At 57.5% G+C, this 25,587-nt stretch carries 16 protein-coding genes and 4 rRNA genes; 14 read left to right on the top strand and 6 right to left on the bottom strand.

Annotated features, from left to right (window positions below):
- Positions 1 to 22: 22 nt before the first annotated feature.
- The 6 genes from NMB38_RS00575 to NMB38_RS00550 form a co-directional block, all read right to left on the bottom strand.
- Positions 23 to 1,559 (bottom strand): 16S ribosomal RNA (locus tag NMB38_RS00575).
- A gap of 447 nt (positions 1,560 to 2,006) precedes the next feature.
- A 5S ribosomal RNA gene (gene rrf / locus NMB38_RS00570) occupies positions 2,007 to 2,122 on the bottom strand.
- A gap of 134 nt (positions 2,123 to 2,256) precedes the next feature.
- Positions 2,257 to 5,149, bottom strand: a 23S ribosomal RNA gene (locus NMB38_RS00565).
- A gap of 278 nt (positions 5,150 to 5,427) precedes the next feature.
- Positions 5,428 to 6,964: ribosomal RNA gene (locus NMB38_RS00560) — 16S ribosomal RNA — on the bottom strand.
- Together the 16S, 23S and 5S rRNA genes form the textbook arrangement of a ribosomal RNA operon.
- A gap of 555 nt (positions 6,965 to 7,519) precedes the next feature.
- A complete protein-coding gene (locus tag NMB38_RS00555; protein ID WP_027913209.1) occupies positions 7,520 to 8,740 on the bottom strand; it encodes a CaiB/BaiF CoA transferase family protein in 1,221 nt (406 codons plus the stop codon).
- A 13-nt stretch (positions 8,741 to 8,753) separates the two neighbouring features.
- Positions 8,754 to 9,935, bottom strand: coding sequence for an acyl-CoA dehydrogenase (locus tag NMB38_RS00550; RefSeq protein WP_027913210.1), 1,182 nt, complete (start codon positions 9,933 to 9,935; stop codon positions 8,754 to 8,756).
- Positions 9,936 to 10,091: 156 nt separating this feature from the next.
- Between NMB38_RS00550 and NMB38_RS00545 the strand changes: the two genes are divergently transcribed.
- From NMB38_RS00545 to NMB38_RS00480, 14 genes are all read left to right on the top strand, one after another.
- A complete protein-coding gene (locus NMB38_RS00545) occupies positions 10,092 to 10,997 on the top strand; it encodes a LysR family transcriptional regulator (RefSeq protein WP_027913211.1) in 906 nt (301 codons plus the stop codon).
- 415 nt (positions 10,998 to 11,412) lie between these two features.
- Positions 11,413 to 12,534, top strand: coding sequence for a Re/Si-specific NAD(P)(+) transhydrogenase subunit alpha (locus NMB38_RS00540; RefSeq protein WP_027913212.1), 1,122 nt, complete (start codon positions 11,413 to 11,415; stop codon positions 12,532 to 12,534).
- 12 nt (positions 12,535 to 12,546) lie between these two features.
- Complete coding sequence (locus NMB38_RS00535) at positions 12,547 to 12,867, top strand: NAD(P) transhydrogenase subunit alpha part 2 (protein WP_023532697.1); 321 nt, start codon at positions 12,547 to 12,549, stop codon at positions 12,865 to 12,867.
- Positions 12,864 to 14,300, top strand: coding sequence for an NAD(P)(+) transhydrogenase (Re/Si-specific) subunit beta (locus tag NMB38_RS00530; protein ID WP_027913213.1), 1,437 nt, complete (start codon positions 12,864 to 12,866; stop codon positions 14,298 to 14,300). The genes NMB38_RS00535 and NMB38_RS00530 overlap by 4 nt, the downstream gene beginning before the upstream one ends.
- A 186-nt stretch (positions 14,301 to 14,486) precedes the next feature.
- Positions 14,487 to 15,980 carry a succinyl-CoA:acetate CoA-transferase ScpC gene (gene scpC, locus NMB38_RS00525; RefSeq protein WP_028687772.1) on the top strand — a complete coding sequence of 498 codons (1,494 nt, stop codon included), beginning with the start codon at positions 14,487 to 14,489 and terminating at the stop codon, positions 15,978 to 15,980.
- Between the two features lie 339 nt (positions 15,981 to 16,319).
- Positions 16,320 to 16,535 carry a DUF1127 domain-containing protein gene (locus NMB38_RS00520; RefSeq protein WP_027913215.1) on the top strand — a complete coding sequence of 72 codons (216 nt, stop codon included), beginning with the start codon at positions 16,320 to 16,322 and terminating at the stop codon, positions 16,533 to 16,535.
- A 285-nt stretch (positions 16,536 to 16,820) separates the two neighbouring features.
- Positions 16,821 to 17,138, top strand: a complete 318-nt coding sequence (locus NMB38_RS00515; protein ID WP_027913216.1) for a DUF2388 domain-containing protein — start codon at positions 16,821 to 16,823, stop codon at positions 17,136 to 17,138.
- Between the two features lie 29 nt (positions 17,139 to 17,167).
- Positions 17,168 to 17,461, top strand: coding sequence for a DUF2388 domain-containing protein (locus tag NMB38_RS00510; RefSeq protein ID WP_027913217.1), 294 nt, complete (start codon positions 17,168 to 17,170; stop codon positions 17,459 to 17,461).
- A gap of 36 nt (positions 17,462 to 17,497) precedes the next feature.
- The gene (locus NMB38_RS00505; RefSeq protein WP_023532340.1) at positions 17,498 to 17,818 is read left to right on the top strand and encodes a DUF2388 domain-containing protein; all 321 of its coding nucleotides are present in this window, start codon (positions 17,498 to 17,500) and stop codon (positions 17,816 to 17,818) included.
- Positions 17,815 to 19,770 carry a DUF7844 domain-containing protein gene (locus NMB38_RS00500; RefSeq protein ID WP_027913218.1) on the top strand — a complete coding sequence of 652 codons (1,956 nt, stop codon included), beginning with the start codon at positions 17,815 to 17,817 and terminating at the stop codon, positions 19,768 to 19,770. The genes NMB38_RS00505 and NMB38_RS00500 overlap by 4 nt, the downstream gene beginning before the upstream one ends.
- A 289-nt stretch (positions 19,771 to 20,059) precedes the next feature.
- Complete coding sequence (locus NMB38_RS00495; RefSeq protein ID WP_023532698.1) at positions 20,060 to 21,367, top strand: CitMHS family transporter; 1,308 nt, start codon at positions 20,060 to 20,062, stop codon at positions 21,365 to 21,367.
- 70 nt (positions 21,368 to 21,437) lie between these two features.
- The gene (locus tag NMB38_RS00490) at positions 21,438 to 22,208 is read left to right on the top strand and encodes a TerC family protein (protein ID WP_027913220.1); all 771 of its coding nucleotides are present in this window, start codon (positions 21,438 to 21,440) and stop codon (positions 22,206 to 22,208) included.
- A gap of 208 nt (positions 22,209 to 22,416) precedes the next feature.
- The gene (locus NMB38_RS00485; RefSeq protein ID WP_027913221.1) at positions 22,417 to 24,075 is read left to right on the top strand and encodes a Na/Pi cotransporter family protein; all 1,659 of its coding nucleotides are present in this window, start codon (positions 22,417 to 22,419) and stop codon (positions 24,073 to 24,075) included.
- 30 nt (positions 24,076 to 24,105) lie between these two features.
- On the top strand, positions 24,106 to 25,512 hold the full coding sequence (locus NMB38_RS00480; protein ID WP_027913222.1) for a M16 family metallopeptidase: 1,407 nt from the start codon (positions 24,106 to 24,108) through the stop codon (positions 25,510 to 25,512).
- The last annotated feature ends 75 nt before the right edge of the window (positions 25,513 to 25,587 follow it).

Raw genomic sequence — 25,587 nt, 5'->3', positions numbered from 1 at the left:
TCAGTAGGCTGATGTCGTCGATTAAGGAGGTGATCCAGCCGCAGGTTCCCCTACGGCTACCTTGTTACGACTTCACCCCAGTCATGAATCACACCGTGGTAACCGTCCTCCCGAAGGTTAGACTAGCTACTTCTGGTGCAACCCACTCCCATGGTGTGACGGGCGGTGTGTACAAGGCCCGGGAACGTATTCACCGCGACATTCTGATTCGCGATTACTAGCGATTCCGACTTCACGCAGTCGAGTTGCAGACTGCGATCCGGACTACGATCGGTTTTGTGAGATTAGCTCCACCTCGCGGCTTGGCAACCCTCTGTACCGACCATTGTAGCACGTGTGTAGCCCAGGCCGTAAGGGCCATGATGACTTGACGTCATCCCCACCTTCCTCCGGTTTGTCACCGGCAGTCTCCTTAGAGTGCCCACCATAACGTGCTGGTAACTAAGGACAAGGGTTGCGCTCGTTACGGGACTTAACCCAACATCTCACGACACGAGCTGACGACAGCCATGCAGCACCTGTGTCAGAGTTCCCGAAGGCACCAATCCATCTCTGGAAAGTTCTCTGCATGTCAAGGCCTGGTAAGGTTCTTCGCGTTGCTTCGAATTAAACCACATGCTCCACCGCTTGTGCGGGCCCCCGTCAATTCATTTGAGTTTTAACCTTGCGGCCGTACTCCCCAGGCGGTCAACTTAATGCGTTAGCTGCGCCACTAAAATCTCAAGGATTCCAACGGCTAGTTGACATCGTTTACGGCGTGGACTACCAGGGTATCTAATCCTGTTTGCTCCCCACGCTTTCGCACCTCAGTGTCAGTATCAGTCCAGGTGGTCGCCTTCGCCACTGGTGTTCCTTCCTATATCTACGCATTTCACCGCTACACAGGAAATTCCACCACCCTCTACCGTACTCTAGCTTGCCAGTTTTGGATGCAGTTCCCAGGTTGAGCCCGGGGCTTTCACATCCAACTTAACAAACCACCTACGCGCGCTTTACGCCCAGTAATTCCGATTAACGCTTGCACCCTCTGTATTACCGCGGCTGCTGGCACAGAGTTAGCCGGTGCTTATTCTGTCGGTAACGTCAAAATTGCAGAGTATTAATCTACAACCCTTCCTCCCAACTTAAAGTGCTTTACAATCCGAAGACCTTCTTCACACACGCGGCATGGCTGGATCAGGCTTTCGCCCATTGTCCAATATTCCCCACTGCTGCCTCCCGTAGGAGTCTGGACCGTGTCTCAGTTCCAGTGTGACTGATCATCCTCTCAGACCAGTTACGGATCGTCGCCTTGGTGAGCCATTACCTCACCAACAAGCTAATCCGACCTAGGCTCATCTGATAGCGCAAGGCCCGAAGGTCCCCTGCTTTCTCCCGTAGGACGTATGCGGTATTAGCGTTCCTTTCGAAACGTTGTCCCCCACTACCAGGCAGATTCCTAGGCATTACTCACCCGTCCGCCGCTGAATCCAGGAGCAAGCTCCCGTCATCCGCTCGACTTGCATGTGTTAGGCCTGCCGCCAGCGTTCAATCTGAGCCATGATCAAACTCTTCAGTTCAATACTGCTTGGGTTTTTAAGAAACCCTAAACTTGGCTCAGCAATCTCAAATGACTATGTGATTTCTCGCATGGTCACTTGTGATGCTGATAATCTTTCTGACTATCAGTCCGTACTCACAAGCACCCACACGAATTGCTTGATTCGATTTGTTAAAGAGCGTTTGGCTGAGAGTGTTTCGTCTCAACCGAGGCGCGCATTCTACGCTTTCCTCATTGCCTGTCAAGCGTTTATTTTGAAGTATTTTCGAAAAACTCGTTCAACTTCAACTACTTAACTCGCTTCGATCTCTCGTAGCGGGAGGTGAATAATACAGCATTCAAAAACGCTGTCAACCACCTTTTTACCACCGCTGGCTGGCCGCTTGGCCTACCAGGAAAAGCATGAGCTTCTACTTAAAGACAAAACCCCTACCTGCATACGCAGATAGGGGTTTTGCGAAATGAATCTTGACGATGACCTACTCTCACATGGGGAAACCCCACACTACCATCGGCGATGCATCGTTTCACTACTGAGTTCGGGATGGGATCAGGTGGTTCCAATGCTCTATGGTCGTCAAGAAATTCTGTAGCCAGAATGTCCTGTTGGACAGCCCAGCGAATTCGGATATGTGATGTTTGTGATGCGTTGCGAACTTTCGGCTCATGTCATCTTCACCACCGCAATCTGCAGAAGCAAATTGCTTGGGTGTTATATGGTCAAGCCTCACGGGCAATTAGTATTGGTTAGCTCAACGCCTCACAGCGCTTACACACCCAACCTATCAACGTCGTAGTCTTCGACGGCCCTTTAGGGGATTCAAGATCCCAGTGAGATCTCATCTTGAGGCAAGTTTCCCGCTTAGATGCTTTCAGCGGTTATCTCTTCCGAACATAGCTACCCGGCAATGCCACTGGCGTGACAACCGGAACACCAGAGGTTCGTCCACTCCGGTCCTCTCGTACTAGGAGCAGCCCCTCTCAAATCTCAAACGTCCACGGCAGATAGGGACCGAACTGTCTCACGACGTTCTAAACCCAGCTCGCGTACCACTTTAAATGGCGAACAGCCATACCCTTGGGACCGGCTTCAGCCCCAGGATGTGATGAGCCGACATCGAGGTGCCAAACACCGCCGTCGATATGAACTCTTGGGCGGTATCAGCCTGTTATCCCCGGAGTACCTTTTATCCGTTGAGCGATGGCCCTTCCATACAGAACCACCGGATCACTAAGACCTACTTTCGTACCTGCTCGACGTGTGTGTCTCGCAGTCAAGCGCGCTTTTGCCTTTATACTCTACGACCGATTTCCGACCGGTCTGAGCGCACCTTCGTACTCCTCCGTTACTCTTTGGGAGGAGACCGCCCCAGTCAAACTACCCACCATACACTGTCCTCGATCCGGATAACGGACCTGAGTTAGAACCTCAAAGTTGCCAGGGTGGTATTTCAAGGATGGCTCCATGAGAACTGGCGTCCCCACTTCAAAGCCTCCCACCTATCCTACACAAGCAAATTCAAAGTCCAGTGCAAAGCTATAGTAAAGGTTCACGGGGTCTTTCCGTCTAGCCGCGGATACACTGCATCTTCACAGCGATTTCAATTTCACTGAGTCTCGGGTGGAGACAGCGCCGCCATCGTTACGCCATTCGTGCAGGTCGGAACTTACCCGACAAGGAATTTCGCTACCTTAGGACCGTTATAGTTACGGCCGCCGTTTACCGGGGCTTCGATCAAGAGCTTCGCTTGCGCTAACCCCATCAATTAACCTTCCGGCACCGGGCAGGCGTCACACCCTATACGTCCACTTTCGTGTTTGCAGAGTGCTGTGTTTTTAATAAACAGTCGCAGCGGCCTGGTATCTTCGACCAGCAAAAGCTTACGGGGCAAGCCCTTCACCTTCGCCGGCGCACCTTCTCCCGAAGTTACGGTGCCATTTTGCCTAGTTCCTTCACCCGAGTTCTCTCAAGCGCCTTGGTATTCTCTACCTAACCACCTGTGTCGGTTTGGGGTACGGTTCCCAGTTATCTGAAGCTTAGGAGCTTTTCTTGGAAGCATGGTATCAACCACTTCATCGCCTAAAGGCAACTCGTCATCAGCTCTCGGCCTTGAAATCCCGGATTTGCCTAAGATTTCAGCCTACCACCTTAAACCTGGACAACCAACGCCAGGCTGGCCTAACCTTCTCCGTCCCTCCATCGCAATAACTGGAAGTACAGGAATATTAACCTGTTTTCCATCGACTACGCTTTTCAGCCTCGCCTTAGGGACCGACTAACCCTGCGTCGATTAACGTTGCGCAGGAAACCTTGGTCTTTCGGCGTGCGAGTTTTTCACTCGCATTGTCGTTACTCATGTCAGCATTCGCACTTCTGATACCTCCAGCAAGCTTCTCAACTCACCTTCACAGGCTTACAGAACGCTCCTCTACCGCATCACCATACGATGATACCCGTAGCTTCGGTGCATGGTTTGAGCCCCGTTACATCTTCCGCGCAGGCCGACTCGACTAGTGAGCTATTACGCTTTCTTTAAAGGGTGGCTGCTTCTAAGCCAACCTCCTAGCTGTCTAAGCCTTCCCACATCGTTTCCCACTTAACCATGACTTTGGGACCTTAGCTGACGGTCTGGGTTGTTTCCCTTTTCACGACGGACGTTAGCACCCGCCGTGTGTCTCCCATGCTCGGCACTTGTAGGTATTCGGAGTTTGCATCGGTTTGGTAAGTCGGGATGACCCCCTAGCCGAAACAGTGCTCTACCCCCTACAGTGATACATGAGGCGCTACCTAAATAGCTTTCGAGGAGAACCAGCTATCTCCGAGCTTGATTAGCCTTTCACTCCGATCCACAGGTCATCCGCTAACTTTTCAACGGTAGTCGGTTCGGTCCTCCAGTCAGTGTTACCTAACCTTCAACCTGCCCATGGATAGATCGCCCGGTTTCGGGTCTATACCCAGCGACTAAACGCCCTATTAAGACTCGCTTTCGCTACGCCTCCCCTATTCGGTTAAGCTCGCCACTGAATATAAGTCGCTGACCCATTATACAAAAGGTACGCAGTCACCTAACAAAGTAGGCTCCCACTGCTTGTACGCATACGGTTTCAGGTTCTATTTCACTCCCCTCTCCGGGGTTCTTTTCGCCTTTCCCTCACGGTACTGGTTCACTATCGGTCAGTCAGTAGTATTTAGCCTTGGAGGATGGTCCCCCCATATTCAGACAAAGTTTCTCGTGCTCCGTCCTACTCGATTTCATTGATAAGAGATTTTCGTGTACGGGGCTATCACCCACTATGGCCGCACTTTCCAGAGCGTTCCACTAATCTCAAATCAACTTAAGGGCTGGTCCCCGTTCGCTCGCCACTACTAAGGGAATCTCGGTTGATTTCTTTTCCTCAGGGTACTTAGATGTTTCAGTTCCCCTGGTTCGCCTCTTGCACCTATGTATTCAGTACAAGATAACCAGCTTATGCTGGCTGGGTTCCCCCATTCAGAGATCTCTGGATCACAGTCTGTTTGCCGACTCCCCAAAGCTTTTCGCAGGCTACCACGTCTTTCATCGCCTCTGACTGCCAAGGCATCCACCGTATGCGCTTCTTCACTTGACCATATAACCCCAAGCAATCTGGTTATACTGTGAAGACGACATTCGCCGAAAATTCGCACGTCGCTCTTTCGAGCAGAACTCACAAATTTTACCTTAGCCTGAATTCCAGCAGTGAAACTGGTCTTCAGTCTATTTCTATCACATATCCGAATTTTTAAAGAACGATCTGACAAAAGTCAGAAATCAACATTCACACCGGAATGTTCATTTCTGATTTCTCATCAGCAAATGAATCAAGCAATTCGTGTGGGAGCTCATCAGCAGGCTGATGTCGTCGATTAAGGAGGTGATCCAGCCGCAGGTTCCCCTACGGCTACCTTGTTACGACTTCACCCCAGTCATGAATCACACCGTGGTAACCGTCCTCCCGAAGGTTAGACTAGCTACTTCTGGTGCAACCCACTCCCATGGTGTGACGGGCGGTGTGTACAAGGCCCGGGAACGTATTCACCGCGACATTCTGATTCGCGATTACTAGCGATTCCGACTTCACGCAGTCGAGTTGCAGACTGCGATCCGGACTACGATCGGTTTTGTGAGATTAGCTCCACCTCGCGGCTTGGCAACCCTCTGTACCGACCATTGTAGCACGTGTGTAGCCCAGGCCGTAAGGGCCATGATGACTTGACGTCATCCCCACCTTCCTCCGGTTTGTCACCGGCAGTCTCCTTAGAGTGCCCACCATAACGTGCTGGTAACTAAGGACAAGGGTTGCGCTCGTTACGGGACTTAACCCAACATCTCACGACACGAGCTGACGACAGCCATGCAGCACCTGTGTCAGAGTTCCCGAAGGCACCAATCCATCTCTGGAAAGTTCTCTGCATGTCAAGGCCTGGTAAGGTTCTTCGCGTTGCTTCGAATTAAACCACATGCTCCACCGCTTGTGCGGGCCCCCGTCAATTCATTTGAGTTTTAACCTTGCGGCCGTACTCCCCAGGCGGTCAACTTAATGCGTTAGCTGCGCCACTAAAATCTCAAGGATTCCAACGGCTAGTTGACATCGTTTACGGCGTGGACTACCAGGGTATCTAATCCTGTTTGCTCCCCACGCTTTCGCACCTCAGTGTCAGTATCAGTCCAGGTGGTCGCCTTCGCCACTGGTGTTCCTTCCTATATCTACGCATTTCACCGCTACACAGGAAATTCCACCACCCTCTACCGTACTCTAGCTTGCCAGTTTTGGATGCAGTTCCCAGGTTGAGCCCGGGGCTTTCACATCCAACTTAACAAACCACCTACGCGCGCTTTACGCCCAGTAATTCCGATTAACGCTTGCACCCTCTGTATTACCGCGGCTGCTGGCACAGAGTTAGCCGGTGCTTATTCTGTCGGTAACGTCAAAATTGCAGAGTATTAATCTACAACCCTTCCTCCCAACTTAAAGTGCTTTACAATCCGAAGACCTTCTTCACACACGCGGCATGGCTGGATCAGGCTTTCGCCCATTGTCCAATATTCCCCACTGCTGCCTCCCGTAGGAGTCTGGACCGTGTCTCAGTTCCAGTGTGACTGATCATCCTCTCAGACCAGTTACGGATCGTCGCCTTGGTGAGCCATTACCTCACCAACAAGCTAATCCGACCTAGGCTCATCTGATAGCGCAAGGCCCGAAGGTCCCCTGCTTTCTCCCGTAGGACGTATGCGGTATTAGCGTTCCTTTCGAAACGTTGTCCCCCACTACCAGGCAGATTCCTAGGCATTACTCACCCGTCCGCCGCTGAATCCAGGAGCAAGCTCCTGTCATCCGCTCGACTTGCATGTGTTAGGCCTGCCGCCAGCGTTCAATCTGAGCCATGATCAAACTCTTCAGTTCAATACTGCTTGGGTTTTTAAGAAACCCTAAACTTGGCTCAGCAATCTCAAATGACTATGTGATTTCTCGCATGGTCACTTGTGATGCTGATAATCTTTCTGACTATCAGTCCGTACTCACAAGCACCCACACGAATTGCTTGATTCGATTTGTTAAAGAGCGTTTGGCTAAGAGTGTTTCGTCTCAACCGAGGCGCGCATTCTACGCTTTCCTCATTGCCTGTCAAGCATTTATTTTGAAGTTTGTTTCGAGAAACTCGTTCAACTTCAACCACTTGACTCGCTTCGATCTCTCGTAGCGGGAGGCGAATTCTACAGCGTTTCAACACGCTGTCAACCTTCTTCTCAACCGCCGCCGATCTATTCGATCGTAGCCCTTTCAGCACCACCCGAACTAGCTAACCCATTGAATCTCAAGGAGTTTCGCGTTCCGATGTCGCTGGAAGTGGGGCGCATTATAAGGGGATTCGAAACCGCGTCAACCTTTAATTTCATATAAATCAAAAGCAAAGCGGGGGGCTGCCGCCCCCCGCTTATTCATAGCCGCCGTCACCCGCTAGATCACCCCGGCCACCCGCAACCGTTTCACCTCGGCATCCGGCATGCTTAGCAGTGCCTTCAACACGCTCTCTGTATGCTCACCCAGTAGAGGTGGCGCATGCCTGTACTCAACAGGCGTCTGCGACAAGCGAATCGGCGAAGCGACCTGGGGCACTGTGCCTGCCAGCGGGTGCGCCATGCTCACTGCCAGTTCTCGCGCCACTACCTGTGGATCCTCAAACACCTGCGCCAGGTCATTGACCGGCCCACACGGCACGCCCACTGCTTCCAGGTCACTCACCCACTGCGCCGTCGTCCTGAACACCGTCACCTGGCGAATCAACGGTACTAGCTCGCCCCTGTTGGCTACACGTGCCTTGTTGGTTGCGAACCGCGGGTCATCAGCCCACTGTACCTGCCCAGCCACCTCTGCAAACTTTCGGAACTGACCATCGTTGCCCACAGTGAGAATGAAGTCGCCATCGGCCGTGGGAAAGTTCTGGTAAGGCACGATATTCGGGTGCGCATTGCCCAGGCGACGCGGCGGCACGCCCGTTGTGAGGTAATTCATCGCCTGATTGGCCAGGCACGCCACCTGGACATCCAGCAGAGCCATGTCGATGTGCTGACCCTCACCACGCTGCTCCCGATGAGACAGCGCCGCCAGAATCGCCACCGTCGAATACAGCCCGGTAAGAATGTCCGTCAGCGCCACCCCAACCTTCACAGGCCCCGCACCCACCTCACCCTCCGGCAGCCCTGTCAGGCTCATGAGCCCGCCAAGCCCCTGAATCATGAAGTCATAGCCCGCACGCTGCGCATAGGGGCCTGTCTGCCCGAACCCGGTGATCGAGCAGTAGATGAGCTTCGGATTGATAGCCTTCAGGCATGGATAATCCAGCCCATAAGCCGCCAAGCCGCCTACCTTGAAGTTTTCAATGACGATATCGCTCTTGGCAGCCAGTTCGCGGATCAGTCGCTGACCATCGGCCTGGGTGAAGTCGATCGTGATAGAGCGCTTGTTGCGGTTGGCTGCCAGATAATAAGCCGCTTCGCCAGTACTGCCACCCGCGCTGTCCTTGAGATAAGGCGGCCCCCACGCCCTCGTGTCATCGCCCTTGCCAGGACGCTCGACCTTGATGACATCGGCACCAAGGTCCGCAAGGATCTGACCAGCCCACGGCCCCGCCAGTACCCGCGACAGGTCCAGCACGCGCAGATGCGAAAGCGCTCCCATGACAGCCTCCTTATTAATAGAAAGCCTGAATACCTGTCTGCGCACGCCCCAGAATCAGAGCATGCACGTCATGGGTGCCTTCATAAGTGTTCACCACCTCGAGGTTGACCAGATGACGCGCCACGCCGAATTCGTCCGAGATGCCATTACCGCCCAACATGTCACGCGCCATGCGGGCGATGTCCAGCGCCTTGCCACATGAGTTGCGCTTCATGATCGACGTAATCTCGACAGCGGCAGTGCCCTCGTCTTTCATGCGCCCCAGACGCAAGCAGCCTTGCAGTGCCAAGGTGATCTCTGTCTGCATGTCAGCGAGCTTCTTCTGAATCAGCTGGTTGGCAGCCAGCGGCCTGCCAAACTGCTGCCGGTCCAGGGTGTACTGACGCGCTGTATGCCAGCAGGCCTCGGCAGCGCCCAGCGCTCCCCATGAAATGCCGTAGCGTGCGGAGTTCAGGCAAGTGAAAGGCCCCTTGAGCCCGCGCACCTCAGGGAACATGTTCTCCTCGGGCACAAACACATTGTCCATGACAATCTCACCCGTCACGGAGGCGCGCAGCCCGACCTTGCCATGAATCGCCGGTGCACTCAGGCCCTCCCAGCCCTTTTCCAAAACGAAACCACGGATGTCACCTGCGTCGTCCTTGCCCCACACCACGAACACATCAGCGATAGGACTGTTGGTGATCCACATCTTGCTGCCGGTCAACCGATAGCCGCCTTCGACTTTCCGGGCACGAGTGACCATCGACCCCGGGTCAGACCCATGATTGGGTTCAGTAAGGCCAAAGCAACCAATCCACTCGCCACTGGCAAGCTTGGGCAAGTACTTCTGTTTCTGTGCCTCGGAGCCAAATTCATTGATCGGCACCATCACCAACGACGACTGCACACTCATCATCGAGCGATACCCCGAGTCGATGCGCTCTACCTCGCGAGCAATGAGCCCGTAACACACGTAGTTCAGACCGCTCCCACCGTACTGCTCCGGGATCGTAGCGCCCAGCAGGCCCACTTCACCCATCTCGCGAAAGATCGCTACATCTGTCTTTTCGTGACGGAACGCTTCAAGCACGCGCGGAGCCAGCTTGTCCTGGGCGAACTGATAGGCACTGTCTCGAACCATGCGCTCTTCTTCACTGAGCTGTTGATCCAGCAAGAGGGGGTCGATCCAGCTGAAGCTTGCTTTGGCGGCCATGAATGCATTTCTCCCAGAACGGTGGATGACTTATGACGTGATCCTAGGCCGGGCAAGCGGCGACGACAAACGACGTTTCTGCACCTATGAGTGCTATTTTCTCACTCAGAGAGCATTGAAACCCCAAAATCAAATGTCCACGAGTGAGGGATAGGCATGCGTCGGAAGATACCCAGCACTACAGCCCTGGTTTGCTTCGAGGCTGCCGCCCGCCACGAAAGCTTCACCAAGGCTGCTCAGGAACTGTCGCTGACCCAGGGCGCTGTGTGCAGGCAGATCGGCAGCCTTGAGGGCTTTTTGAACGTTGAGTTGTTCCGCCGCTCACACCGGGGCGTGAAGCTGACCGAAGCAGGGCTGTCCTACAGCCGGCAAGTGGCCGCGCAACTCGATGCGGTAGAGCGCGATACGCTGTCGGTGATGCGTCAGCAGGGCGCCAGCGTGATCGAGCTGGCAGTGGTGCCCACGTTCGGCACTCAATGGTTGCTGCCGCGGTTGATGGATTTCCAGCAGCGTCAACCCGATGTCACGGTCAACCTGACCAATCGCACACGACCTTTTCTATTTGCCGATACCAGCTTCGATGCCGCCATCTACTTTGGTGACGGTGACTGGTCAGGTACCCGCTCGCACAGGCTGATGGGTGAAAATCCTGTCCCTGTCTGCAGCCCGGCGTTGCTTGGTGATAGGCACACCCTCCAGGCGCACGACATTGCACAACTCCCCCTGCTGCAACAAAGCACCCGGCCCTATGCATGGCGCCAGTGGTTCAGCAGCATCGGCATTTCTGTAGCAACCGACATGACCGGCCCCCGCCTTGAGCTCTTTTCAATGCTCGCACAAGCGGCCATGCATGGAATGGGGGTTGCGCTCATTCCCCCCTTTCTCATTCAACGCGAGCTCGGCGAGGGTAGGCTGGTGGTCGCTAACAGGCATGTTCTACGTAGCGACAGGGCCTACTATCTAATGATTCCGGAGCGCAGGGTCGAATCAACCACGCTGGATGCGTTTCGGGAATGGCTGGTGGCACAGGCGGCGGATTACGCTGACACCAAGGAAAGCTGACCCCGTAGTCAATTATAATTTACACCTACAGATATAATGATCTGTCGCATTTAAATAACTATATTGCAGCGCTTCTGACAGTGATAGAGTGCTTCAGCGATCTGTTATCAAGCCTCTGTTTGCGACATTCGCCTGCTTAAACACGAAAAATGCGGTTTTTTCGCTGAAAACTGTCCTAGCTTGACGAATAAAGGCGCTTGAACGTTCGCAACAGATCAGCTGCGACATCTGGTCACATGGTGACTTGTAGTTATTGGTTAGTTTCGCTCCAGATTCTATTGAAGCTCGTCTGGTTCGTCTGCAAAATGCTGTGCCCGCCCAGGATCGGGTGGTTGGGCCCTAAGCCGCTCCGGCGCACCCTACGAAGTGCGCTGGCCTCACAAATATAAAAAAGGTCATCGCAGGAGAAATAGTCGTGCACATTGGTGTTCCGCTGGAGACGCAGACCGGCGAGACAAGGGTCGCCGCGACGCCTGAAACCATCAAGAAACTGATAGGTCAGGGTCATCAGGTTACGGTCCAGCAAGGTGCTGGGGTCAATGCCAGCATTCCGGACAGCGCCTATGAATCTGTCGGTGCCCGCCTGGGCTCGGCGGCTGAAGCCTATGGCACCCAGTTGGTGCTCAAGGTAGTCGCGCCAACCGATGGTGAATTGGCGCTGATGAGCAGCGGCAGCCTTCTGGTCGGCATGCTCAACCCGTTCAACAACGACGTTATCGCCAAGATGGCCGCGCGCGGCCTCACGGCATTTGCGCTGGAGGCCGCGCCGCGAACGTCTCGGGCACAAAGCCTGGACGTACTTTCATCCCAAGCCAACATCGCCGGCTACAAGGCCGTATTACTGGCTGCCCATCACTATCCGCGCTTCATGCCGATGCTGATGACGGCCGCCGGTACGGTGAAGGCAGCACGCGTCTTGATCCTGGGTGCAGGTGTAGCGGGGTTGCAAGCGATTGCGACGGCCAAGCGTCTTGGCGCAGTCATCGAGGCATCGGACGTGCGCCCTGCGGTGAAGGAGCAGATCGAATCGCTCGGCGCGAAGTTCATCGATGTGCCTTACGAGACCGATGAGGAGCGCGACTGTGCCCAAGGCGTCGGCGGCTACGCCAGGCCCATGCCGGCAAGCTGGATGCAGCGTCAGGCTCAGGCCGTACACGAGCGTGCCCGGCAAGCAGACATCGTCATTACCACCGCACTGATCCCTGGCCGCAAAGCGCCTACGCTATTAAGCGCCGAAACGGTCGCCCACATGAAACCAGGTTCGGTAGTCATCGACCTGGCAGCGGCCCAGGGCGGCAACTGCCCACTGACCGTGGCCGACGAGGTCGTGCATGCCCATGGCGTCACCATCGTGGGCCCAACTAACCTACCCGCCCTGGTGGCAGCGGACGCTTCCGCCCTTTACGCACGCAACCTGCTGGACTTCACAAAACTGCTGTTCGACAAGGACGGCGCCCTGACCATCAACCTCGAAGACGACATCGTCGCGGCCTGCCTCATGTGCCGCGACGGTCAAATCGTCCGCAAGAACGGCTGAGGAGCACGACAAATGGAAGACATGCTGATTTCCCATGGCATTTATAACCTCATCATTTTCGTGCTGGCCATTTATGTGGGTTACCACGTGGTCTGGAATGTCACACCGGCGTTGCACACCCCGCTGATGGCAGTCACCAACGCGATATCGGCCATCGTTATCGTCGGTGCCATGCTCGCCGCTGCGCTAACGGTCACGCCTGCCGGAAAGGTGATGGGCACGCTCGCCGTTGCTCTGGCTGCAGTCAACGTATTTGGCGGGTTCCTGGTCACCCGCCGCATGCTTGAAATGTTCAAGAAAAAGGTCAAGAACGAGGGGCAGAAGTCAGCATGAGCATGAATCTGGTAACACTTCTGTACCTGGTCGCCTCGGTATGTTTCATCCAGGCGCTCAAGGGCCTGTCGCACCCCACTACATCCCGGCGTGGCAACCTGTTCGGCATGATCGGTATGGGTATCGCGATCCTCACCACGGTCGGTCTCATTTATAAGCTCGGTGCTGAGCTGGCCACGGCCGGCATCGGCTATGTGATCGTCGGGCTGCTGGTGGGCGGCACCGCAGGCTCGGTGATGGCCAAACGCGTCGAGATGACCAAGATGCCTGAGCTGGTCGCCTTCATGCACAGCATGATCGGCCTTGCCGCGGTATTCATCGCCATTGCCGCAGTGCTCGAGCCCCAGTCGATGGGAATCGTCGCCGCCATCAGCGATCCAATCCCTACGGGTAACCGCCTGGAGCTGTTCCTGGGGGCTGCCATTGGTGCCATTACCTTCTCGGGCTCGGTGATCGCCTTCGGCAAGCTATCGGGCAAATACAAGTTTCGCCTGTTCCAAGGCGCGCCGGTGCAGTTTGCCGGTCAGCACAAACTCAACCTCATTCTCGGCCTGACCACCATCGCGCTGGGGTTGCTGTTCACCTTCACCGGCCACTACAGCGCCTTCACCCTCATGCTGGTGCTGGCGTTCATCATGGGCGTGCTGATCATCATCCCGATCGGCGGTGCCGACATGCCGGTGGTGGTGTCGATGCTCAACAGCTACTCGGGCTGGGCTGCAGCAGGGATCGGCTTCTCGCTGAACAACTCCATGTTGATCATCGCCGGCTCGCTGGTAGGTTCGTCCGGGGCGATTCTGTCCTACATCATGTGCAAGGCCATGAACCGCTCGTTCTTCAATGTCATCCTGGGCGGCTTTGGTGGCGATGCCGAAGCGGGTGCTGCCCAAGGCTCCACAGAACAGCGTCCGGTGAAGTCCGGCTCGGCCGACGATGCGACCTTCCTGCTCAGCAACGCCGACAGCGTGATCATCGTTCCCGGCTATGGCCTTGCCGTCGCACGTGCCCAGCATGCGCTCAAGGAGCTGACCGAGAAGCTCACGCACAACGGTGTCACCGTCAAATACGCCATTCACCCGGTGGCAGGGCGTATGCCTGGTCACATGAACGTGCTGTTGGCAGAAGCCGAGGTCCCCTACGACCAGGTCTTCGAGATGGAAGACATCAATGCCGAGTTCGGCCAGGCCGACGTAGTCCTGGTATTGGGCGCAAACGACGTGGTCAACCCGGCCGCCAAGAATGACCCCAAGTCACCGATCGCCGGCATGCCGATTCTCGAAGCCTTCAAAGCCAAGACCATCATCGTCAACAAGCGCTCCATGGCCAGCGGCTATGCAGGCCTGGACAACGAGCTGTTCTACCTCGACAAGACCATGATGGTATTCGGCGACGCCAAGAAGGTCATCGAAGACATGGTCAAGGCCGTGGAGTGAGGCAGGTTCTGTTCTGATCCTGTGAACAAGAAGAGCCCTGGTCGATAACGGCCAGGGCTTTTTCGTTAATTGATCCGGATCAACGGCCATGAAGCGGCGGGGGTAATACGACCATGGTCGCGGGACGGCACCGGTCTAAATCACTAGACTGCGCAGCAGTAGCTTAGTAGCCCGAGATAACAATCCATGTACCGTGATCGCATCCGCTTGTCCTCCCTGCATAGCAAGGTAATGAGTGCGGCCGACGCCGCTGGCCTGATCGAGGACGGCATGACCGTCGGCATGAGCGGCTTCACCCGCGCCGGTGAAGCCAAGGCCGTCCCTCACGCGCTGGCCGAACGCGCCAAGCAGTCGCCGCTGCAAATCAGCCTGATGACCGGCGCGAGCCTTGGCAACGACCTGGACAAACAGCTGACCGAAGCCGGTGTACTGGCCCGCCGCATGCCGTTCCAGGTGGACAGTACGCTGCGCAAGGCCATCAACGATGGCAAGGTCATGTTCATCGACCAGCACTTGTCGGAGACCGTCGAGCAACTGCGCAACCAGCAACTGAAGCTCCCCGACATTGCCGTGATCGAAGCGGTGGCCATCACCGAGCAAGGGCATATTGTACCGACCACGTCGGTCGGCAACTCGGCGAGCTTTGCGATCTTTGCCAAGAAAGTTATCGTCGAGATCAATTTGTCGCACAACCCGAATCTGGAAGGGCTGCACGACATCTATATACCTACGTACCGTCCTACCCGCACGCCCATCCCATTGGTAAAGGTGGATGACCGCATCGGCAGTACCGCTATTGCCATCGACCCTGCCAAGATCGTAGGCATCGTCATCAGTGACCAACCCGATTCGCCCTCCACGGTGCTGCCACCCGATGACGAAACCCAAGGCATTGCCGACCACCTGATCAGCTTCCTGAAGAAAGAGGTTGAAGCAGGGCGCATGACTAACCGGTTGGGGCCCCTGCAGGCGGGGATCGGCAGCATTGCCAACGCCGTGATGTGCGGGCTCATCGACTCGCCGTTCGAAGACCTGACCATGTACTCCGAGGTGCTGCAGGACTCCACGTTCGATCTGATCGATGCGGGCAAACTGCGCTTTGCCTCGGGCAGTTCCATCACCCTGTCCAGTCGCCGCAACACCGACGTGTTCGGCAACCTGGAAAAGTACAAGGACAAGCTGGTTCTGCGCCCGCAGGAAATCTCCAACCACCCCGAAGTGGTTCGGCGTCTCGGTATCATCGGTATCAACACTGCCCTGGAATTCGACCTCTACGGCAACGTCAACTCCACGCACGTCTGCGGCACCCGGATGATGAACGGCATTGGCGGTTCCGGCGACTTCGCCCGTAATGCACACCTGGCCGTATTCGTGACCAAATCGATTGCCAAAGGCGGCGCCATCTCAAGCGTGGTACCCATGGTCAGCCATGTGGACCATACCGAGCATGACGTGGACATCCTGGTCACCGAGCAAGGCCTGGCAGACTTGCGGGGCCTGGCCCCTCGGGAGCGCGCCAGGGCGATCATCGACAACTGCGTGCACCCCGACTATCGCGCGGCCTTGAACGATTACTTCGAGCGCGCTTGCCAGCGGGGCGGGCACACGCCGCACATCTTGCGTGAAGCACTGGCATGGCATGAAAACCTGGAAGAGACAGGTCGCATGCTTGCCCTGTAACGCGTCCTGAAGTAAACACAAACCTCGAAGGGTCGCTTGGCGACCCTTTTTTTACGCCACTGAGAAAGCAGCAACAGGGAAAGACCTGAATGAACTGTACTACTGTACTGCTTTTCACCAGATGATCTCTTCGAAATGCAGAAGAACCATCTAAATATGCACCATATTAGCGCACACCAGTACAGTTGAGCCACTTTCGAGTGCAACAGTAGCATTACACAGTTAACTGGCTCGCCCTCTTTACCTGCAACTGTATCTACTGTTATGGACAAGAGGGGAGGATCATTGGCATCAGTTAAATCACTATCTAATGCCGCCATAAGCGGAAGGATGATCATCATGGAACGTACCCTCAGTTCCGGTCTGGTTTTTGAAAGCACCGCCAAACAATCCAACGCCTCGTTCCCCCTGCGCGTAGCCTCTACCTTGTTGCTTTGGCAGCGTCGTATGGCCAGCCGTCGTCAATTGGCCCGCTTGGATGCGCGTCTGCTGGCAGACGCCGGTATCAGCGAATCGCAGCGTTACGAAGAGCTGAGCAAGCCTTTCTGGCGCTAAGCGCCTGTGCCAGCCTGACTGGCAACGTGAATTTCGAAAACCCGTCGCAGAGCACTGCGACGGGTTTTTTATTTGTGTTTCAAATAAAATCTCCGTCACCGGTACAGTTACCGTGAGCTCTTCTATAAGGCATAACAGTTCAACGCCGCTCTATCATTAACATCTTGATACAGCATCGCGTGATACGCTTCGCTTAACTGTCTGGTAGAACCGACTGTCATAGTCTAGGCAAGGGCCGTTGCCCACGTTCCCAGCTGGATCCCCTTACACCAGGAGCTTACGTTCATGACCCGTACTTACCTGATCGGCGCTGCGCTGATGCTTGGCCTGGCTGGTACAGCCAGTGCCAGCAGTTTTGTCGTCACCACCGACACCGTGGTACGAGGCGTCGCTGCCTCAACCAACGCCACGTCCGATGCGTCTTCATCCCTGCGCGACAACAAGATCGTGCAAGCAGCCCGCGACGACGCCGCCAGCTTCGTCGCCAGCCAGGGCAGCATCCGGGGCGCCAAGCTCGAAAGCGCGCTGGTTCACATCCGTGCCCAGGCACCTGCCTTGCACGCCAGCGACGAGCAACTGGCTCAAGCCATCCTGGCTCTTTGAGTCAGCAAGCCGTCTCCAGCCGATCGCTCATGCGTTTTCTGCTATTACCCCTGCTCTGGATCGCGGGCATAGCCACGGCTCACGCGCTGGACGCCACCACCCAAGGCCTGGTGATCTCGGGTTACGTCACGACCCAGGTCACCACTGCACCTTTTGATCGAAAGCTCATAAGCGCAGCGCGCGACGATGCGGCAATGTTCGTCGCCACCGAGGGTCGTGTGCGCGGTGCACGCCTTGAGGCAGCCCTTGAAGCCATTCGCGTGCATAAACCCGCGCGCACTGCCAGCGACCTGGAACTGGCGCGAGCAATCCTCGTCGAATGACTATCCTTTTCCTCCCAGTATTTTCGGAGATGCTCCATGCGTAAACCGCTGATTGCCGCTACTCTCGGCATGTTCCTGTTGGCCGACCTGGCCCAGGCTCAGACCTTGGTGGCCACCAGCAACATCATCGTGCGCGCCTTTGGCCGCTCGATCGACTTCACATCGGATACCACGACATCCATTCGCGATTCGAAAGTGGTACGTGAAGCTCACGACGATGCAGCCAGCTTCGTGGCCAGCGACGGCGATATCCGTGGCGCGCAACTGGAAGCGGCGTTCACGACGTTGCGCGAGCGTGTGCCGCAGGCACGCGATGCCAGTGACCAGGTATTGGCCGAAGCTATTCTCGCGCTGTGAAGTCACTGCGTGCCGGGTGGTTCGGCTGTCTTCTGACACTGCTCGGCACGCCCGCGCTTGCAGACTTGCACCTGGATCTGCAAACCGCCGACCTGACCCCGCAGCAGGTCAGCGCCAGCCAGGCGCTGCTCGACCAAGCGATGGCCAGCCTGCCACCCTCGTTCAAGCAGCGGCTTGATCGCACCGTCAGCGTCAGTTGGAGTGACCAGATGCCGCCTGACGCCTACGGCCAGGCATCACTGGTGTCCAGCCTGATGCTCAATCGGCGCCTGCTGCCCAGCCTTGCCGACGGCACCGCGACCACAGAGCTGACGCATCGGCCCCATGGCACTGTGCGCAACGAACTGTTGGCGACCGTGGTCCATGAGCTCACTCATATCTACGACCGCGCCCGGTTGTGGCCGGGGCAGCAGAACGCATTGCTCACTCGATGCAACCGCCTGCAAGGCACTGTCGGGAATATAGGCCTGCCCGGCGAATGCCGCGGCCAGGCGGGGCGACGGTTCACCCTCAGCGATGACCCACGCCTGCTGGACCTCGCCGGCTGGCCCCAGTACGTAGGCCGGCGCGGCGAGCGCGAACAGCATAACGGCCAGTTCGTGCGTAGCCCCGACCGCTACGAGCTGAGCAGCCCGAAAGAATACGTCGCGGTCAATATGGAGTACTTCCTTCTCGACCCCAGCTATGGCTGTCGCCGCCCCGCGCTCAATCGATACCTGACTCAACATTTTGGCTGGAGCCCTCCCCAGGACGCCTGCGCCAAAGGCCTGCCGTTCATCAATGCCGGTAGCGACTTCGCGCGCCAGCCGCTGGGTGAGGTCGACCCCGAGCGGGTGTACGAAGTGGATTACCTGCTGGCCGAGGCCAATCAGAACCTGGTCAGCCGCTGGGGGCACAGCATGCTGCGCCTGGTCATCTGCAAGCCCGGCCGTCCGCGAGGCCCGGACTGCCGCCTGGACCTTGATCAAAGCCTGGTGCTTTCGTACCGCGCTTTCGTCAACGACGTCCAGTTGTCCAGCTGGGATGGACTGGTCGGCGTCTATCCCTCCCGGTTGTTCGTGCTGCCGCTGGGGCAGGTCATCGATGAATACACCAAGACCGAACTGCGCAGCCTGGCCTCGGTGCCACTCAAGCTCAATCGTGAGGAGATCGAGAACCTGGTCCGCCAGGCCGCCGAAATGCACTGGAGCTACGACGGCAACTACTGGTTCCTGTCCAATAACTGCGCCGTGGAATCGCTGAAGCTGCTGCGTAGCGGTACCGCCAACCCAAAACTCAACGACCTTGACAGCATCATGCCCAATGGCCTGCTTGCCGTGCTCGACGGCCGTGGGCTGGCTGACACCAGCGTGCTGGACGATCCGCGAGAGGCACTGCGCCTGGGCTACCGCTTTGACTCGTACCGCGACCGCTACCAGGCCATGTTCGATGTGCTCAAGAAGCAACTGCCGGTAAAGCAAACCAAGGTAGAGGATTGGTTGGCCCTGGACGCCGAGCAACGCAAGCCCTGGTTCGACCAGGCTGACCTGCGCACCAGTGCCGCCTTGCTGCTTCTGGAACAGGCGGGCTTGCGACGGCAACTGCTGTTGGCACAGGACGAGGTCAAGCAGCGCTATCTCAATGCCGCAGCGCTCAAGGATGGTAGCGTCGACAAGGCCGATGCCACCCTCAAGCAGATGCTCGCCAACAGCGGTTTCCTGAGTCGCCCGGCGGAATTGCTCGACACCACAGGCTACGGGCTGCCGCAGCGAGAAGAGCGGGTTCACCTGGAAAAGGTCAGCAGCGAACGCCAGGCGCAGTTGCTGCGCTTGAGTACCAACCTGGACAAAGAGGTGAGGGCGCTGCTCGAACCTTCCCGGGCCAGGCAGATAGCGGAAGTTGAAGCCAACGTGAAGCACATCGGAGAGCATCTTCGCGCACTGCATAAGGCAGCGGGTGGGCTACAGCTGTAGCGGCTCAACAGCCCATCCACCCGCTTTACCTACCTTTTGTCACCCTTGATCGAGCGAAAGCTGGCTGAAAGCTTGCCCGCTTAGGATAGCCCCATTGCCGGCACAGACCGGTCAGCCAGGGCGAGGTACGTGCCGCGCCCGGCGCAACCAACAACAACAATGGTGATACCGATGCCTTTCCGTGCCCGACTTCTCTTAGTCCCGTCCTACCTACTCCACGCGCAGCGTCCTGCACGCTGACCCGCCCGAACCGTCCTCTTTTTCGTCGCGCCTCGCCTGGAGTATTGCCATGCTGACCTTCCTCGGCTTCGCCATGGTCGTCACGTTCATGTACCTGATCATGACCAAGCGTCTGTCGGCCTTGATCGCCCTGATCCTGGTGCCCATTCTGTTCGCCCTCTTTGGCGGTTTCGCCAGCAAGATCGGCCCCATGATGCTCGAAGGCATCAGCAAGTTGGCGCCCACCGGCGTCATGCTGATGTTCGCTATTCTCTACTTTGCCTTGATGATCGACTCCGGCCTTTTCGACCCTGCGGTGCGAAAAATCCTCAAGCTGGTCAAGGGCGACCCGCTCAAGGTGTCGGTAGGCACCGCCGTGCTGGCCCTGGTGGTATCGCTGGACGGTGACGGCGCTACCACCTACATGATCTGCTGCGCGGCCATGCTGCCCATGTACAGCCGCCTGGGCATGAGCCCGCGCATCATGGCGGGGCTCATCATTCTTGCCGGCGGGGTCATGAACATGACGCCATGGGGTGGGCCCACCGCGCGGGCGGCCAGCGCCTTGCACGTGGACCCTTCCGATATCTTCGTGCCCATGATTCCAGCGATGTTGTTCGGCGTGGTCGCGATCCTGGCCATCGCCTACCTGTACGGCAAACGCGAACGTGCCCGCCTGGGCGAGCTGCACCTGCCAACTGACGATATCGATCACAGCGACATCAGTGTTTCGCAATATCCAGAGGCACGCCGGCCAAAGCTGCTGTACTTCAATGGCGCACTGACCGCTGCATTGATGGCGGCCCTCATCGCCGGCCTGCTGCCGTTGCCAGTGCTGTTCATGATCGCCTTCAGCATCGCGATGATCGTCAACTACCCCTGCCTGCAACAACAGAAAGACCGTATCGCCGCCCACGCCGGCAGCGTGCTGGCGGTTACCGGCCTGATCTTCGCCGCAGGCATCTTCACCGGCATCCTGTCGGGCACGGGCATGGTCGATGCCATGTCCAAAAGCCTGCTGGCTGTCATTCCCGAAGCGTTGGGCCCGTACCTGGCGGTGATCACGGCGATCGTGAGCATGCCGTTCACCTTCTTCATGTCCAACGACGCCTTCTATTACGGTGTTCTCCCCGTACTGGCCGAAGCGGCAAGCCACTATGGCATCAGTCCGGTCGAGATGGCCCGTGCATCCATCGTCGGGCAGCCGGTGCACCTGCTCAGCCCGCTGGTACCCTCGACTTACCTGCTGGTCGCCCTGGCCGGCATCGAATTCGGGGATCACCAACGCTTTACGCTCAAGTGGGCAGTACTGGTGTGCCTGTGCATAATGTTCGCCGCGCTGATCATGGGCATTTTCCCGCTGTTCAGTAGTCTCTGATAACAGACCTCTCTCCACCGCAATGCGCCTCGATGCAGGCGCATCGCCCATACCGCTCAAAGGAAAACACATGGAATGGCTGACCAGCCCGGAAATCTGGGTTGCCTTCTTCACCCTGACCGCGCTTGAAATCGTTCTGGGCATCGACAACATCATCATGATCTCGATCCTGGTCAGCCGCATGCCCAAGCACATGCAGCCGCGTACCCGGATCTTCGGCCTGGCCCTGGCCATGGTCACTCGCATCATGCTGCTGCTGTCCATCACTTGGGTAATGCGCCTGACCGACGATCTGTTCGTGGTGCTAGGGCAGGGTATATCCGGACGTGACCTGATCTTGTTCTTCGGTGGCTTGTTCCTGCTCTGGAAGAGCTCGCAGGAGATCTACCACGGCCTGGAAGGCGAAGAAGAAAACGCCGACGAACCCAAGGGCTCTGGCGGCAAGTTCTTGTACACCATCATCCAGATCGCGATCATCGATATCGTCTTCTCCCTGGATTCGGTGATTACCGCTGTGGGGATGGTGTCGCACGTGCCGGTGATGATCGCCGCAATCATCGTCGCCGTGCTGGTCATGATGGCTTGTGCCGGTACCATCGCCGACTTCATCGACAAGCACCCTTCATTGAAGATGCTCGCGCTGTCGTTCCTGATCGTGGTAGGTACCGTGCTGATCGCCGAAGCATTCGATGTGCATGTTCCTAAAGGCTACGTTTATTTCGCCATGGCCTTCTCCCTGGCGGTCGAAGCCATCAACATCCGCATGCGTACGTCGTTGGCACGCAAGGCTGGCAAGGAGCACGAGGCCGTGAAGCTGCGCAAGGACGTGCCGGGTCAATAACCTCACACGTCACGGAGAAAAGGGCCCTGCGGGGCCCTTTGCGCATGCCGCCAGTACGTCCCAAGGATGTTTCAAAATGATGACAGCCATGCGAAGCTGGCGGCAGCGGCATAATAGAACTAAAGCTTGAACAGGCCTTTGCAAACGGCACTGCGCCCGCGTCTTTTCGACCGGCCACCTTGGCCGGTGCACTCAGGGGGCTCTCGTCATGCTGACCCTACTCAATCTGCTTTCGGCAGTCACCTTGCTGGTGTGGGGCACGCACATCGTGCGAACCGGCATTTTACGGGTGTTCGGTTCGGATCTGCGACGCATCATCGGCCAGAACATGGACAAACGCCCGCTTGCCTTCATCGCGGGCATTCTGGTCACTGCAATGGTGCAGAGCAGCAACGCAACCGCAATGCTGGTCACCTCATTCGTAGGTCAGGGCCTGATGGCCATGACCCCGGCGCTGGCCATCATGTTAGGGGCCGACGTGGGCACGGCGCTCATGGCCCGTGTACTGACCTTCGACTTGTCCTGGCTTTCGCCCCTGCTGATTTTCCTGGGGGTGATCTTTTTCCTTTCACGCAAGCAGACCCGTGCTGGCCAACTCGGCCGCGTCGGCATCGGCCTGGGCCTGATCATCCTGGCGCTGGAACTGATCGTCCAGGCAGCCGCCCCCATCACCCATGCCCAAGGCGTGAAGGTGCTTTTCGCCTCGCTGACCGGCGACATTCTGCTCGACGCCCTGGTCGGTGCATTGTTTGCCATGGTGTCGTATTCGAGCCTGGCCGCCGTCCTGCTCACCGCCACACTGGCAGGTGCCGAGGTGATCAGCCTGCCGGTGGCCATAGGCCTGGTGGTCGGCGCCAACATTGGTAGCGGCCTGCTGGCGTTCATCAGCACCAGCATGCAGAACGCCGCCGGCCGCCGCGTGGCGCTGGGCAGCCTGCTGTACAAGCTGATCGGCCTGCTGTTGATCATCCCCGTGCTCCACCCGCTGGTGGACTGGATGGACTCACTGAGTTTCAGTCCGCAAGAACTGGTCATTGGCTTCCACTTGCTCTACAACACGGCCCGCTGCCTGATCATGCTGCCTACGGTCAAGCCCATGGGAAGGCTGTGCAACAGCCTGTTGCCAGAGCGCGAGCGCGACAACGGGCAGATACGCCCGCGCCATCTCGACGCCTCGGCCTTGGAAACGCCCAGCCTGGCGCTGGCCAATGCTGCCCGGGAGACGCTGCGCCTGGGCGATATCGTCGACAACTTGCTTGAAGCCATGCTTGGCGCCCTGCGCGGCACTCAGGCTGCATTGCCTCAGCAGGTACGCGCACTGGGTGAGGATGCCGAGGCCCTGTACAGCGCCATCAAGTTATACCTGGCGCAGATGACCCGCGAGGACCTCAGCGAACACGACAACCGTCGCTGGGCCGAGATCATCGAGCTGGCCGTCAACCTCAAGCTGGCCTGCGACCTGATCGAACGCATGTTGCGCAAAGTCCAGCAGCAGAAGACAAGCCAACGCCGTGCCTTTTCTCAGATGGGGCTGGAGGAACTGACCGGATTGCAGGAGCAATTGCTGGCCAACTTGCGCCTCGGCCTCTCGGTATTCCTCAGCGCCGACCCGGAAAGCGCGCGTTTGCTGCTGCGCGAGAAACGTCGTTTTCGCGCCCAGGAACGGCGCCTGGCCCACGCCCATGTCAGCCGCCTGCAGCGCAAAGTGGTACAGAGCATCGAGACCAGCTCCATCCACCTGGAGCTTATCGCCGACATGAAGCGGTTGAACTCTTTGTTCTGCAGCAGTGCCTATGTGGTACTGGGCGGCTCGGACACGGGCGGGCTGATGCTCGACAGCGTGCCGGACGAAGCCCCTCTGCCGTGATGTCGCCGACCTGAGGACCCCCGCTCACCCATGCGTTGCCTGATGTTCGTCTGCCTGCTGATGTGTAGCTTCTGCTCCTTTGCCCTGGACCGCGCTCGCGTGGAGGGCTATCTGCTGCCCAACGGCCTGCAGGTCATCCTCAAGGACGGCTACGAACGCGACCATGTGTCCATTCGCCTGGTCGTGGGGGTGGGCCTGGACGACTTCGGCTGCGACCAGAAAGAGCTGCCGCACCTGCTGGAGCACCTGCTGTTCAGTGGGGTGGATGACACGGGCGAAGGGGGTCTGGAAGAGCGCCTGCAGGCGCTGGGTGGCGAATGGAATGCGTTCACGGGCAATGCCGACACCACGTTCGTGATTGAGGCGCCCGCACGCAATCAGCGCAAGGTACTCGATCTGTTGCTGTCGATCATTCGCGACACCCAGATCGACGCCAAGGCCCTGGCGACTGCCAAGCGCATCATCGAGCGTGAGGACGGTGGCCATTACGGGCACCTGCAGCGCTGGCTCGACCGGCAGGATATCGGCCACCCCGCCGGGCAGCAATTGGCCACGGAATTGGGCTTGAAATGCCCCGAGCGCTCCAACCTCGACGACATGACCCTCGAGCAGGTCCAAGGCCTGCGCGAGCGTTGGTACGCGGCCAACAACATGACACTGATCATGGTGGGTGGCCTTGACCGCCTGTTGCCCGCCTACCTGGAAAGAACCTTCGGCGAACTCCCGGCCACCGAGCCGGAAGACCGCCGTGATCTGGAATCGATCAGCCACGAGGCCAAGCAACGGCGCGGCCTGATGCACGGCTGGCTGGGCGATACCGCCAAACTCCACTGGCTGTTCATCGAGCCCGTGTTGGACAACGACCATCAGGCCACCCTGGATCTGCTCTCCCGTTATCTGGATTGGGCAGTGTACGACCAGCTGCGCCTGCGCAACGGCCTGTCCTACGGGCCCTCGGTCCAGCGCGAGAGCTTCGGTGATACCGGCCTGCTCAGCCTCAACGCCGACCTTGAGCGCGATGATATAGGAAGGGCCATCGAGGTCATGCGGCGCTTGTTCGATCATTTGCGCAAGCAGGGCCTGGACCCGGACACCTTTGCCCGCATCAAGCAAGCGAGCATCGCCAAGGAAAGTTGGGCAACCCAAGGTAACAGTGCCCTTGCCGATTATTACTGGGGCGCATTGAACGACTACACCGACGGCCGCTTCACCAGCCCTGTGCGTCAGCTGCGACGAGTGACACTGGAGCAAGCCAACCAGGCGCTCGAGCAGTTGCTCGCCCACGAAGGCTACATTCGTATCGAAAAACCGCTGCTTGGGTACGACGAGCTCTACGGTCTGTCGTTCCTGCTGGCAGGGTTGCTGCTCGCCGCGTGCCTTCTGCGCTGGCGTCGACAAACTCCTGACAAGCCAAGCGGTGCTACTCGGCACATGTGAAACGGCGGTATCCTTTCAATGCCCGCGTCGTGCATGCAAGGGCCGCCCCCTAGCCACTCCAAGCATTGCAGCCCC

It is taken from the genome of Pseudomonas sp. FBCC-B35, from assembly GCF_059133755.1.
This window is presented reverse-complemented; position numbering and strand designations above follow the sequence as displayed.

Coding starts and splice junctions, on each gene's coding strand:
- NMB38_RS00490 (WP_027913220.1), top strand. CDS start 21,438: ATGGAATGGCTGACCAGCCCGGAAATCTGGGTTGCCTTCTTCACCCTG.
- NMB38_RS00485 (WP_027913221.1), top strand. CDS start 22,417: ATGCTGACCCTACTCAATCTGCTTTCGGCAGTCACCTTGCTGGTGTGG.
- NMB38_RS00545 (WP_027913211.1), top strand. CDS start 10,092: ATGCGTCGGAAGATACCCAGCACTACAGCCCTGGTTTGCTTCGAGGCT.
- NMB38_RS00505 (WP_023532340.1), top strand. CDS start 17,498: ATGCGTAAACCGCTGATTGCCGCTACTCTCGGCATGTTCCTGTTGGCC.
- NMB38_RS00480 (WP_027913222.1), top strand. CDS start 24,106: ATGCGTTGCCTGATGTTCGTCTGCCTGCTGATGTGTAGCTTCTGCTCC.
- NMB38_RS00550 (WP_027913210.1), bottom strand. CDS start 9,935: ATGGCCGCCAAAGCAAGCTTCAGCTGGATCGACCCCCTCTTGCTGGAT.
- NMB38_RS00495 (WP_023532698.1), top strand. CDS start 20,060: ATGCTGACCTTCCTCGGCTTCGCCATGGTCGTCACGTTCATGTACCTG.
- NMB38_RS00530 (WP_027913213.1), top strand. CDS start 12,864: ATGAGCATGAATCTGGTAACACTTCTGTACCTGGTCGCCTCGGTATGT.
- NMB38_RS00555 (WP_027913209.1), bottom strand. CDS start 8,740: ATGGGAGCGCTTTCGCATCTGCGCGTGCTGGACCTGTCGCGGGTACTG.
- NMB38_RS00510 (WP_027913217.1), top strand. CDS start 17,168: ATGCGTTTTCTGCTATTACCCCTGCTCTGGATCGCGGGCATAGCCACG.
- NMB38_RS00515 (WP_027913216.1), top strand. CDS start 16,821: ATGACCCGTACTTACCTGATCGGCGCTGCGCTGATGCTTGGCCTGGCT.
- NMB38_RS00535 (WP_023532697.1), top strand. CDS start 12,547: ATGGAAGACATGCTGATTTCCCATGGCATTTATAACCTCATCATTTTC.
- NMB38_RS00520 (WP_027913215.1), top strand. CDS start 16,320: ATGGAACGTACCCTCAGTTCCGGTCTGGTTTTTGAAAGCACCGCCAAA.
- scpC (WP_028687772.1), top strand. CDS start 14,487: ATGTACCGTGATCGCATCCGCTTGTCCTCCCTGCATAGCAAGGTAATG.